The 12,123-nt window shown below is 67.2% G+C and carries 13 protein-coding genes; 11 read left to right on the forward strand and 2 right to left on the reverse strand.

The genetic code is table 11. The features are described from left to right. The first annotated feature begins 13 nt into the window (after positions 1-13). The 10 genes from KAH28_RS05115 (at position 14) to KAH28_RS05160 (ending at position 9,001) form a co-directional block, all read left to right on the forward strand. Entirely contained in the window at positions 14-1,027 is a 1,014-nt protein-coding gene (locus KAH28_RS05115; RefSeq protein ID WP_290574842.1) for a Rieske 2Fe-2S domain-containing protein, read from the forward strand. A gap of 70 nt (positions 1,028-1,097) precedes the next feature. Further along, entirely contained in the window at positions 1,098-1,421 is a 324-nt protein-coding gene (locus KAH28_RS05120; protein WP_290574844.1) for a 2Fe-2S iron-sulfur cluster-binding protein, read from the forward strand. A 125-nt stretch (positions 1,422-1,546) separates the two neighbouring features. Then, on the forward strand, positions 1,547-2,329 hold the full coding sequence (locus KAH28_RS05125) for a TetR/AcrR family transcriptional regulator (RefSeq protein WP_290574846.1): 783 nt from the start codon (positions 1,547-1,549) through the stop codon (positions 2,327-2,329). After that, positions 2,326-3,606: a cytochrome P450 gene (locus KAH28_RS05130; RefSeq protein ID WP_290574848.1), complete on the forward strand. Its 1,281-nt coding sequence runs from the start codon at positions 2,326-2,328 to the stop codon at positions 3,604-3,606. Before KAH28_RS05125 ends, KAH28_RS05130 begins: the two co-directional genes overlap by 4 nt. Position 3,607: 1 nt before the next feature. Continuing rightward, on the forward strand, positions 3,608-3,772 hold the full coding sequence (locus tag KAH28_RS05135; protein WP_290574850.1) for a rubredoxin: 165 nt from the start codon (positions 3,608-3,610) through the stop codon (positions 3,770-3,772). 22 nt (positions 3,773-3,794) lie between these two features. Further along, positions 3,795-4,277, forward strand: a complete 483-nt coding sequence (locus KAH28_RS05140; protein ID WP_290574851.1) for a DUF2505 domain-containing protein — start codon at positions 3,795-3,797, stop codon at positions 4,275-4,277. Between the two features lie 124 nt (positions 4,278-4,401). Next, positions 4,402-5,784 carry a DUF1329 domain-containing protein gene (locus tag KAH28_RS05145; RefSeq protein ID WP_290574852.1) on the forward strand — a complete coding sequence of 461 codons (1,383 nt, stop codon included), beginning with the start codon at positions 4,402-4,404 and terminating at the stop codon, positions 5,782-5,784. Positions 5,785-5,854: 70 nt separating this feature from the next. Next, positions 5,855-6,721: an SDR family NAD(P)-dependent oxidoreductase gene (locus KAH28_RS05150; protein ID WP_290574853.1), complete on the forward strand. Its 867-nt coding sequence runs from the start codon at positions 5,855-5,857 to the stop codon at positions 6,719-6,721. Between the two features lie 4 nt (positions 6,722-6,725). After that, on the forward strand, positions 6,726-8,222 hold the full coding sequence (locus tag KAH28_RS05155) for an aldehyde dehydrogenase family protein (RefSeq protein WP_290574854.1): 1,497 nt from the start codon (positions 6,726-6,728) through the stop codon (positions 8,220-8,222). Between the two features lie 161 nt (positions 8,223-8,383). After that, positions 8,384-9,001: a TetR/AcrR family transcriptional regulator gene (locus KAH28_RS05160; RefSeq protein ID WP_290574855.1), complete on the forward strand. Its 618-nt coding sequence runs from the start codon at positions 8,384-8,386 to the stop codon at positions 8,999-9,001. A gap of 21 nt (positions 9,002-9,022) precedes the next feature. On the opposite strand, the gene KAH28_RS05165 is transcribed toward KAH28_RS05160, so the two are convergent. Continuing rightward, the gene (locus tag KAH28_RS05165) at positions 9,023-9,511 is read right to left on the reverse strand and encodes a DUF6231 family protein (protein ID WP_290574856.1); all 489 of its coding nucleotides are present in this window, start codon (positions 9,509-9,511) and stop codon (positions 9,023-9,025) included. A 127-nt stretch (positions 9,512-9,638) separates the two neighbouring features. Next, complete coding sequence (locus KAH28_RS05170) at positions 9,639-10,865, reverse strand: OmpA family protein (RefSeq protein ID WP_290574857.1); 1,227 nt, start codon at positions 10,863-10,865, stop codon at positions 9,639-9,641. 161 nt (positions 10,866-11,026) lie between these two features. Between KAH28_RS05170 and prfB the strand changes: the two genes are divergently transcribed. Then, positions 11,027-12,122 (forward strand): peptide chain release factor 2 gene (gene prfB, locus KAH28_RS05175; protein ID WP_290574858.1). Its coding sequence is split into 2 segments (ribosomal slippage): positions 11,027-11,098 and positions 11,100-12,122, totalling 1,095 coding nucleotides; the frame shifts between segments, so codons are not numbered across the junction. Position 12,123 lies beyond the last annotated feature (1 nt).

The following is a 12,123-nucleotide window of genomic DNA, read 5'->3' on the forward strand; positions in this document are numbered from 1 at the left end:
GAGGCGTTTCACAATGGGTGCCATCAATCTCCAGCAGCTGCTCGAGTCCCAGCAGCTTGAGCGTTGCCCGTTTCCGATCCCGTCGGGCTGGTTCCACGTCGATTTCTCGGAGAACCTGGCCAAGGAGGAGATCCGCAACGTCTTCATCTTCGGCCAGGAGTGGGTGCTCTTCCGGAACGAGTCCGGCAAGGTCGGCATGACCGATCCGTACTGCCCGCATCTGGGCGCCCACATCGGCCACGGCGGCAAGGTTGTCGGCGAGAACATCCGCTGCCCGTTCCATCACTGGCAGTACGACACCGAGGGCTGGTGCAAGGAGATCCCGTACGGCAAGATCGCGCCGCCGATCACCAAGAAGCAGGCCATCCTGCGCACGCTTCCGATCGTCGAGAAGTACGGCATGATCTGGGCCTGGTACCACCCCAAGTGCGAGGCGCCGACCTGGGAACTGCCCTACATCCCCGAGCTCGAGGACGAGGAGGGCTGGACCGGCTCGCGTCGCGGTTCGTGGACCGCCAGCACGGCGATCCAGGAGATCGCCGAGAACGGTGTCGACTTCGCCCATCTCAAGTTCCTGCACGGTGCGGAGCAGATCCCGCCGGCCGAGGTGAACTTCGACGATCATGTCATCGACATCAACATGGGTCACGGCTACATCGTCGGCAAGGGCTACGGCCCCGGTCTGAACGTATTCCGCTTCACGCAGAACGGCGTGTCCGCCACCATGATCAGCTACACGCAGCCGATCGATGTCGAGAAGAGCCAGATGAACATGAGCTTCCGGCACGCGGACTACCCGGAAGGCTCGCAGGAGCGCATGATCGCCTCCAGGATCGTCGATCACATGATCGGCGAGGCCGAGGGCGAAGAGAGCGCCGGCTTCGAGAGCGTCGATTTCATCGTGTGGAACCACAAGAAGTACCGCCCCAACCCGCTGCTGTGCGACGGCGACGGTCCGGTGCTGCAGTTCCGCAAGTGGTTCAAGCAGTTCTACGTCACGGATGAGGAAACGCTGGCGAAGATCTAGGTACGCAAGAGGCCGGGGGCGGCGGCCACGCCGTCCCCGGCTTTTCCTTTTCTGGAGGTCGGAAGGCACGATGGCGCGAGTGGAAGTGGTGACCCGGGACGGCGAGAGCCGGACGCTGGAATCGACGGGCGCATGCCCGCTCATGGAGGTGCTGCGCGATGGCAGCACCGGCGTCGAGGGGACCTGTGGCGGCATGTGCTCATGCGGCACCTGCCATGTCTACGTCGCGCCGGAATGGGCCGGGAAGCTTCCCGAGCGCAGCGAGGACGAAGCCATGATGCTGGAGGCGCTCGGCGACTTCGTCGAGGTTCGCCCGACCTCGCGTCTGGCCTGCCAGATCGAGCTCGACGACGGACTTTCCGGCATCGCGGTGGAAGTCGCACCCGAGGCCTGAAGGCCGGAAATCTCTCCTTCCGCTTGCGCCGTCCCGGTCTCGTCCGAGTGGGGGATGTTCCGCATGCCCCGGTTTGCGAACGTCCGTCTCGAAACGGGAGACGGGGCGTTCGAGGACCGAGACAGATGGAGACGTCTGCCAGCCAGTCGTGCATGCGGGCACCGGCACCGCCGCGGGGTGATCGTCGGCCCGGCCGGCCGCCGCGGGTGCGCATCGAGCAGATTCTCGACGCGGCCATCGCCATCGGGCTGCGCGACGTCACGCTCCGCCGTGTCGCACAGCGGCTCGGCGTCGGCGCGGCGACGCTCTATCGCCACGTCAGCGGCCGCGACGAACTGGTTCGGCTGGCGAGCTTCCGGCTTGCGCTGGCCCGCCAGGTGGCCAGCGACGACGCGCATCCGCCCTCCCACTGGGCCGAGGTGGTGTGCACCTACGCCGATAGCCTGGTCGAGGTCTTCGCCGAGCAGCCGCAGCTGATCGGCGAGCTCGCGGCCGGCCGCCTCGCGCCGGAGACCGAGATCATCTTCCTCGAGCCATTCCTGGCGCAGCTGGCCGCGTGCGGGGTCGGCACCGAGGCAGGCATGCGGCTGCACAACGCCGTGGCCATGCTGGCCGTGGGGGCGGCCGCCGGCGCCGCCGGTGCGCGCGCGGCGGGCGGCGGCGCACATCTGGTCGCGGGCATGGAGAAGGCCGTCAGGGCGGCCGGCCCGCGGCGCTATCCGCACGTCATGCGCGGACTCCACTGCTATCGCACCGCCGAGCGCGAGCACTGGCGCTCGGCGCTGCTGCCGATGCTGCACGGCTTCGCCCACGAGCGCGGCGAGGTCCTGCCCGCCGGCCTCGTCGAAGGCGATCGAAACGGAAACCAGGCCGCCCGCGAGGCGGAACAGCAGGAGGCGACATCATGAGCGAGAACGCCGCGACACCACGGACCGAGATCGACAGCAGCGTGTTCAATCCCTTCTCTCCGGAGTTCGTGCGCGCGCCGCACGACACCTGGCAGCGGATGCTGCGCGACTATCCCATCGCCTGGCACAAGGAGCTGCAGATGTGGGTCGTCAATACCCACGAGCTGTGCTCCGCGATCCTCAAGAACAATGTGTTCACGCCCAACTTCCGGATGTGGGAGCACGCCCCGCCGGAGAAGCCGGAGGCCGAGAAGAACGACTTCGACAAGGCCTTCGACCATTCGCTGTTCACGGTCTCGCAGAAGCAGCACCTGAAACTGCGCAAGCTCACCATGCCGGCGTTCTCCAAGCCGGTCATGGGCAGGATCCACGGCAAGATCGAGGATCTGGTCACGGAATGCTTCGACGATATCGGCGATGCCGAGGAGTTCGACGTCTACGATGCGATCGCCAACAAGCTGCCGGTACGGGCCATCGCGCGGATGGTGGGCGTGCCCACCGACCGCGAGGCCTTCTTCCACGACTTCGCGGTCAACCTGATCATGGCCACGCGCCCCAACCTGAGTCCGAAGCAGCGCGACGCCGCCATCGAGGGCACGCTGCCGGGCTTCGCCTTCTTCCGCGAGCTGATCGACGAGCGCCGCGCCCGCGACGAGCCCGGCGACGACTTCCTGGGCAGCCTCGTGGGTGCGAGCGAGGACGGCGAGAGCCTGGACGACTACGACATCCTCGCGGTCATCTTCGCGCTGATCGCGGCGGGCTCCGATACCGCCACCGATCTGCACACCTACGCCATCAAGGGGCTGCTCGAGCATCCGGACCAGATGCAGAAGCTGCGCGACAACCCCGATCTGATGGAGAACGCCATCATCGAGCTGCTGCGGCACGGCTCGATGGGCAAGCTGCCCTTCTTCCGCTTCGCTTCCGAGGATGTCGACTTCGGCGGTGAGCGCATCGGCAAGGGGCAGTGCATCCTGGTGAACCTGTCCGCCGCCTGGCACGATCCCGCCAGGTACCCGGACTGGGACCAGCTCGACATCGAGCGACGGCTCGACGGCAACCTGGTGTTCGGCGCCGGCGCGCATTTCTGCATCGGCACCTATCTGGTGCGGGTGCAGGGAGGACTGATGATCAGCGAATTCCTCAAGCGCTTCCCCGATGCCGAGCTCGCCAATGGCGACGGCGACATCGATTACGACTACGCTCATCACAACGCCCGCCGCATCAACCGGCTGCACGTGCGAACCCACCAGAACGCGGCACGGCAGGCAGCCTGACATGCAGCAGTGGATCTGCGTGATCTGCGGGTTCATCTACGACGAGGCCGAGGGCATGCCGGATCACGGCATTGCCCCCGGCACCCGCTTCGAGGATCTGCCCGAGGACTGGACCTGTCCCGAGTGCGGCTCGCCGAAGTCGGCCTTCGAACCTTTCGTCGGCTGAGCCGGCGCCAACAGGAATCGACATGAAGCACAGCATGGAGTCCCGCTACGAGGCACCGCGCGCGGTGCTGCTCCGAATGTTTGCCGACCGCGCCTTCCACGAGCGCAAGCTCGATGCGATGGGCATCGCCAGGTACGAGGTGCTGGAGTTCCAGGCCGACGATGCGCGTGCCCGCGTCAGCATCGCGCGCCAGGTGCCGGTCCAGTTGCCGGGGCTCAAGAAGTCCTCGGGCAGCAGCCGGGTCGTGCACACCGAGGACTGGGATCTGCAGGAGGGGACGGCCACCATCGTGGCGGAGCCGCAGGGCATGCCCATCGAGATGCGCTGCAGCGCCCGCATCGAGGACGACGGCGACGACGCTTGCGTGGTGCGCTACGACTGGGACATCAAGGCCAACGTCCCCGTCGTCGGGCGCAAGCTCGAGAAGTTCGTGGCATCGGACATGGAGACGCGTGCCGAGCAGGAAGCTGACGCGGGCCGCGCGCTGATCGATGACTATCGCTGATCGTCAGTTCGGACGATGACGCCCTGGTGAGTAGCGCCCACCATCGGGATCGCTCGCGCTGAGCACGGATCATCCATTACAGCAACAGGCCCGCATAGACGAGTGCGGCACGGAGGAAGCCACCATGCATGAATTTCGCTCCCACGGCCGGATCCTGGCCGCGGCCGCTTTCGCTGCCGCGCTGGCCGGCGGCCCTGCAACCGCCAAGGTCTCGGCCGAGAAGGCCGCCGAGCTCGGCGGGGAGAAGTACACCTGCATGGGGGCCGAGCGCGCCGGTACCGAGAGCGGCGTCGCGGAGTACACCGGCAAGTTCCAGGGCGAGTGGCCGGGCATGGAGGAGGAAGCCGGCTACCGACCGGGCCCGTACGCCGACGAGGAGCCGCTGTTCACCATCCGCGCCGACAACATGGACGAGTACGCGGACCAGCTCACGCCGGGGCAGAAGGCGCTGTTCGAGGCCTATCCGGACAGCTTCTACATGAAGGTCTATCCCAGTCACCGCGACTTCAAGAATCGCGACTGGGTGTGCGACATCGTCAAGAAGAATGCCACCAGTGCCGAGATCACCGATGACGGGCTGGGCGTCACCGGCACAACCGGTGCGCACCCGTTCCCGTTCCCGGAGGGCGGCCTGCAGGCGATCTGGAACGTCATCAATCCGCACCGTGCCTGGACCGAGCAGGTCGTCTACGACATCGCCAACGTCTACGAGAACGGCAGTGTGGCCTGGGGGCGGCAGCGATTCATGACGCTCAACCCCGGCAATCACCCCGATCCGGACGAGCGCAAGTCGTTCACCGACAAGATCAACGCCTACTTCTACGCCGAGTTCATCGAGCCGCCGCGCGACGCCGGCTTCACGGCGGTGGGCTATCAGCCCAACAACTTCGCCGAGGACGCCACCAACTCGTGGCAGTACCAGCCCGGCCTGCGCCGCGTGCGCCAGGCCCCCGAAGTCGGCTTCGACTACCCGGTGCCGCCCGCCGGCATGCGCAACACCGACGACGACTACCTCTTCAACGGCTCGCCCGAGCGCTTCACCTGGCGCCTGGTCGGCAAGAAGGAGTTCTACGTCCCGTACCACAACTTCAAGATCAACGATCCGTCGATCGACTACGACGAGCTGATCGGCGATCACACCGTGAATCCGGAATACGTGCGCTACGAGCTGCACCGCGTCTGGGTCGTCGAGGGCACGCTCAAGGAGGGGGTGCGCCACAACTACGGCAAGCGCGTCCTCTACGTCGACGAGGACACCTGGCTGGCGCTGTGGGCGGACAACTACGACAAGCGGGAACAGCTGTGGCGCCCGAACTTCGTCAACTACTTCTACTCGCCGGAGTCGCAGGGCTTCCATCGCGGCGTCTCGGTCTATCACGACCTCACGGCGCAGACCTACGAGGCGGGCTATCTGGTCAACGAGGCCGGCGACGACTGGTGGACGCTGAACGAGCCGCTCAAGCCGTCGCAGTTCAGCGCCGAAGCGCTGGCGCGCAAGGGCCGATGACGGCCGGCGGCGGCGCGTGCCGGCGCGCCGCCGCCCCCAATCACGCACGCACGGGACGCAGAGGGAGAGCATGAAGAGCGCATTCATCACCGGAGCCGCGATCGGGCAGGGCAATCTGATCGCCAAGAAGCTGGCGGCCAGGGGCTGGCGCGTGTTCGGCGGGGTGCTGCCCGGCGCCGAGACCGATCTCGGCTCGGTGGCCGGTGTCACGGTGGTCGAGCAGGATGTGTCCGACGACGCGTCGGTCCGTGCCAGTGCCAGTGTCGTGGAGGAGGCGCTGGACGGAGCCGGACTCGATCTCCTGATGAATGTCGCCGGTGTTGCCAACATCGCCTCGGCGGTGATCGAGGGCGCGGCGATGGACGATGTCCGGCGCCTGTTCGAGATCAACACCTTCGGACAGCTGCGCGTCTGCCAGGCGTTCCTGCCCATGATCCGCCGTGCCGCGAAGCCGGCGAAGATCCTCAACTTCGGTTCGGGGGCCGTGCTGGTGGCACCGCCGATGGCCGGGCCCTACACCATGTCCAAGCACGCCGTGCACGGCATGACGCTCACGCTGCGCAACGAGCTGGCACCGTTCGGGGTGCAGGTCACCTCGATATGGCCGGGCGCAGTCAAGACGGCGATGACGGCGAATGCCAAGGAGAGCACGCTCGGTTCCTGGAATGCGCAGCCCGAGGACGTGCAGAAAACCTACGCCGAGTATCTCAAGCGCGGCATCACCGAGATCCTGCCCGACATGATCGAGCGGAAAGGCAATACCGCCGATGCCGTGACCGACGAGATCATCGCCATCGCGGAGCGCAACAAGCTGGGTGCGTGGTACTGCGTCGGCAAGGATGCGCGCCCGCTCGGCATGCTGCACCGATTCATGCCCGGAGGTCGCTTCGAGGCGATGATCCGCGGCGTCTACAAGATTCCCACTGCCAGGGCCTGAAACAATGGCGGATAACGCGATCAGCGATGTGCGGCCGGCCTTCGATGCGCTGGCCGCGCGTGCCCCCGATCTGGTGCACGAGAGTGCTGCCACCCGTATCGAGCGGTTGCAGCGCCTCCTGAAGGAGACGCTCGCCGCGCGCGACGAGATCCACGAGGCCGTGCGCAAGGAGCTCGGCCTGTGCGATACCGACATCGACCAGCAGCTGCTGATGGTGAAGGCGGAGATCGAATACGCCTGCAAGCATCTGGCCGACTGGGTGAAGGCGCAGCGGGTCAAGGGCTCGCTCATGACGCTGGGCAAGAAGTCCTACATCCGCTACGAGCCCAAGGGCGTGGTGCTCAACCTGGCAACCTGGAACGCGCCGTACGCGATCGGCCTGGTGCCGGCGATCGGCGCGCTGGCGGCCGGCAATGCCGTGCTGCTGAAGCCGTCCGAGCTGGCGCCGCACTCGGCTGAGGTGCTGGCGCGCATCGTCTCGCGTGCGGTCGAGCCGGATGTGTTCACGGTCCTGCAGGGTGGGGCGGACATCGCCCAGGAGCTGCTCGCGCAGCCCTTCAATCACATCTTCTACATCGGTGGCCACCAGGTGGGCCGGCTGGTGATGAAGGCGGCAGCCGAGCATTTCGCCTCGGTGACACTGGAGATGGGCGGCAAGAATCCCACCATCATCGACGCCAGCGCCGACATCGAGACCAGCGCGCGCAAGATCGCATGGGGGCGCCTGAGCAATGCCGGGCAGGTGTGCATCGCGCCGGACTATGCGCTGGTGCACGAATCCGTCCATGACCGCTTCGTCGAGGCGCTGTCGCGCGCGATGGCCGACATGTACAACCCCGGTGATCGCGGGTTCAAGAGCAACCCGGAGTACCCGCGCATCATCAATGACCGTCACTTCGAGCGGGTCACAGGGCTCATCGATGATGCCGTCGACAAGGGCGCGAAGCTGGCCTGCGGCGGCGAGCGGGAGGCCGCCGAGCGCTACATGGCGCCCTGCGTCGTGACCGGCGTGACCGAGGACATGCGCATCATGCAGGAGGAGATCTTCGGCCCGGCCATCGCCGTGGTGCCCTGGCGCGAACGCGAGGAGGTGCTGGCCACCATCCGGCGCCGGCCCAAGCCGCTGGCGCTGTACATCTTCGCGGAGGATCGCGAGGCCATCGACTGGTTCCTGGCGCGCACCACCTCGGGCAGCACCGTGGTCAACCACAACATGATCCAGTCCGGCACCAATGCCAATCTGCCCTTCGGCGGCGTCAATGCCAGCGGCATCGGGCGCATTGGCGGGCACTACACCTTCCTGGAGACCAGCAATCAGCGCTCGATCATCGAGGAGGGACCGCCGGTCGGCGATCCCGACATGATGTTTCCGCCGTACACCGAGAAGTACAAGAAGATGGCGGGCTCCATGCTGAGCCGGCCGATCGTGGTGCCGGACATGGTCGTGCGCGGCATCAACGGCATGATCAAGGTCACCAGCGTCTTCTCGCGTTCGCGCTGAACGGCCGGCGGCGCGGGGGAGCGCCGCGGCGACCACGGGCTGGCAACGACTAGACACTTCCGCGTAGGATGTAAAGCCGATACGTGCCGGCGCGGAAGTGCCGGGCGAGTCGCGGGCGCGCGCCGCCGCGGGCCCATGACGGGAGACACCGGAGGAGCATCATGTCGTCGTCGCGAGAATCGACCATCCCGTTGCCGGTTCCGGAAACGGACAATCCGACGCGGCAGGGGATTCTCGAAGCGGCCATCCGCTGCGTGAAGAAGTGGGGGGTGGAGAAGACCAACCTCAACGACATCGCCAAGGAAGCCGGCGTCACGCGCCCGACGGTCTACAGCTACTTCGCGAACCGCCACGAGCTGCTGCAGGCGGCGCTCTACCAGTCCTCGATGCTGCTGGCACAGCGCCTGATCGCGCACGTCAGTGCCTTCGATTCGATCGCTGATCGCTTCGTGGAATCGATCCTCTTCTGTCTCGAGGAACTGCCCAAGGAGCCGTCACTCGCGGTCATCACCCGGCCCGATCTGGCGTCGTTCGTGAGCGAGGATGCGCTCGGCGCGCCGCAGAACTGGGAGCTCGTGCGGCACGTCACCGCCCACGTCTTCGCGCCGGCGCGGCTCGATCCGGATGACGAGGCCGAGATCGCCGAAGTCGCCTGCCGGATGACGCTGTCGCTGCTCATCGTGGACAGTCCGCACCAGCGGGACCGCGAGGCCCTCCGCGGGCTGATCGAGCGTCGTCTGGTGCCGATGATCCCTGGGGCCGTTGCGGGAGCTCGCTGACGCTCCGGCGCGCGCCGTGCGCTACCAGCGGTAGACGTCCCAGAGCTCCGGGTTCGCCCAGTTCCGCGCGTTCAGCCAGTCCGGGCGCTGCTTGTAGTCATAGAGGTTGAAACCCTGCAGCGCGGTGCCGGTGCGCGCGTCGCGCCGGTGCGTCGTGAAGCCGAGCGCCCGCCACCCGGCGTCACTGAGCGGCGCATCCTGCTCGGCGACTGCCAGCACCGCGCCCGCGTAGAGGTCGCGCAGCGCGGCCAGCTCGCGCTCGAGGTTGCCGGCATCCGCGGCCTGACGCAGCCAGTCGGGTGTCAGGAGGGCGAGATCCACGCGCGCGCCATCCGGCCGCCCTGCCTGCAGATCCGCGCAGGCCGATACGCGCATCGCGTCGACGGGCAGCCATTCGGGCGGCGCTTCGTCCGTGCCGGGGGCGGCGAAGATCGCGATGCGTCGGGCGCTCTGCGCCCGCACGGCCTCGGCGACGGTCTGGATGATAGGTTCCGGTGGTTGCTCGGTCACCGCGTCAGCCTGCGCGCAGCCCTGCCGGAAGGCAAGGGACGGGGTGTGTGTGGCTGGACCCAATCAGAAAGGGCCCCGGCAGTGTCTGCCGGGGCCCTGGACGTCGTCCGTCCGAGGCGGGAGCGCCCTAGAGGTCGCGCGTCTCCAGGATCTTCAGCTCCACGCGCCGGTTCAGCTCGCGGCCGTCCTCGGTGTCGTTGGAGGCGATCGGCTGGGTCTCGCCGTAGCCCTCGGCCTCCAGCTGGTCGGCCGCGACACCGCGGTCGCTCAGATAGGCGATCACGGAATCGGCACGCTCGCGCGACAGCGTCTGGTTGTAGCTGTCCGAGCCGCGACTGTCGGTGTGGCCGCCGATCTCGATCACCAGGCCGGGCGCGGCCAGCAGGGTGTCGGCAACCTCGTCGAGGATCACGCGTGCATTGGGCGTGATGCGTGTGCTGTCGAACTCGAAGGTGACGCCGCGCAGCACGACCGTGTCCCCGTCGGCACAGCCGCGCGCATCGGCGGATTCGCCCGGGAACGGCGGACGGCACTCGGAGAGCGGCAGTGCGCAGCCCACCGCGTCGACGGCGGTGCCGGCGGGCGTGCCCGGGCACTCGTCCTCGAAGTTGGCGACGGTATCGGCGTCGTCATCGAAGGGGCAGCCGTCGTCGCCCACCGGGACATCGTCCGGCAGGTTGGGGTATTCGGCGCAGGTCGGCTCGTCGGCCGCCACGACCTGGGGTTCCGGCTCCTCTTCGGGTTCTTCGTAGATCGAGCCGATCGGGATCTGCAGGCCGACCGTGAAGACGCCGTCGTAGAAGGCATCGTCGCCGCCGCGGCCCGCGGTGCTCTCCTCGTGCGAGTCCATGCGGTAGACCGCCTCGGTGCGGATGGCGGTGCCCTCGCCGAGGAACGACAGGAACTGCGGCCGGATCAGCGCGCCGGCGCCGAAGTCGAAGACCACGCTGTCGTAGTTGTGCTTGCAGCCGTCGAGGTCCGCCGGCGTCGTGCAGGGCAGGTCCTCGGAGGCACCGTAGTGAAGCGCGCTGCGGATGTAGAAGCCCGGGCGGTCGGTCACCAGGAACATGTTCAGCGCCAGGCCGACGCCCTTCAGCTCGCCTGAGCCGTCGGCGAAGGCGGCGTCGTAGCTGCTGTAGAAGCCGGTGAGCTCGGCCGTCATGTTGCTGGTGACGCGCTTGCCGAAGCTGATCTGACCGCCGATGCCGTCATCCGTCATGCGGTCCCCGTCCGCGACGGAATAGGAGAAGGCGGGTGCGACGTAGTAGCGGTTGTCCTGGAGCTGGGCGGAGGCCGGCAGGACGAGGCCGAATCCGGCGATCACAGCAAGCGCCGTGCGGAATCGATTGAACATGAACTCTCCCCTGATCTTTTGGTGCGCGTGGCCGTCGACGACGCGTCCCGCAGACTATATCAGCGCCCGCCGCGCTTGTGTCGCGGCGTCCCGGCGCTGCGCGACGCCGGCTGCTTGCGTACACTGCGCGACCCCGCAATTCAAGCGAATGCCCCGTCCCGATGGAAGCCCACCAGATCAAGCAAGAGATTACGGCCCTGCAGGCGCGTTTCGACGCGCTGCGGGGCTATCTTTGACTACGCTGAGAAGCGTGACCGCGTCGCCGAGATCGACGGCGAGCTCGAGAATCCCGAGATCTGGAACAACCCCGAGCAGGCGCAGGCGCTCGGGCGAGAGCGCGCGCGCCTGATCGACGCCGTCGAGCCGCTCGACGAAGCCACCAACGGTCTGCGCGATGCCCTCGACCTGCTCGACATGGCGGCCGAGGAAGGCGACGCCGCGACCATCGCCGAGATCGAGAAGGACTGCACCCGCTTCGCCGGCATGGCGGAGAAGCTGGAGTTCCAGCGCATGTTCTCGGGCGACATGGATGCCGCCAACGCCTTCGTCGATATCCAGGCCGGTTCAGGTGGCACCGAGGCCCAGGACTGGGCGGAGATGCTGCTCCGCATGTACCTGCGCTGGTGCGACGAGCACGCCTTCGAGCACGAGCTGCTGGAATGCTCGGCCGGCGATGTCGCGGGCATCAAGTCCGCCACGCTGATGGTGCGCGGCGACTATGCCTTCGGCTGGCTGCGCACCGAGACCGGCGTGCACCGGCTGGTGCGCAAGTCGCCCTTCGATTCGGGCGCGCGCCGGCATACCTCGTTCGCGGCCGTGTTCGTGTCGCCGGAGGTGGACGACAGCTTCGAGATCGAGATCAATCCGGCCGATCTGCGCGTCGACACCTACCGCTCCTCGGGTGCGGGCGGCCAGCACGTCAACAAGACCGATTCGGCGGTGCGCATCACGCACACGCCGTCCGGCGTGGTGGTGGCTTGCCAGAACGAACGCAGCCAGCACAAGAACCGCGACCAGGCCATGAAGATGCTGCGCGCGCGGTTGTACGAGCTGGAGCTGTCCAAGCGCGAGGCCGAGAAGCAGGCGGTCGAGGACAGCAAGAGCGACATCGGCTGGGGCAACCAGATCCGCTCCTACGTGCTCGACCAGTCGCGCATCAAGGATCTGCGCACCGGCGTCGAGATCGCCGACACCCAGAAGGTGCTCAACGGGCATCTCGATCCCTTCATCGAAGCCAGCCTCAAGCAGGGGCTCTGAC

The organism is Algiphilus sp., assembly GCF_023145115.1.
Classification (GTDB): Bacteria; Pseudomonadota; Gammaproteobacteria; order Nevskiales; family Nevskiaceae; genus Algiphilus.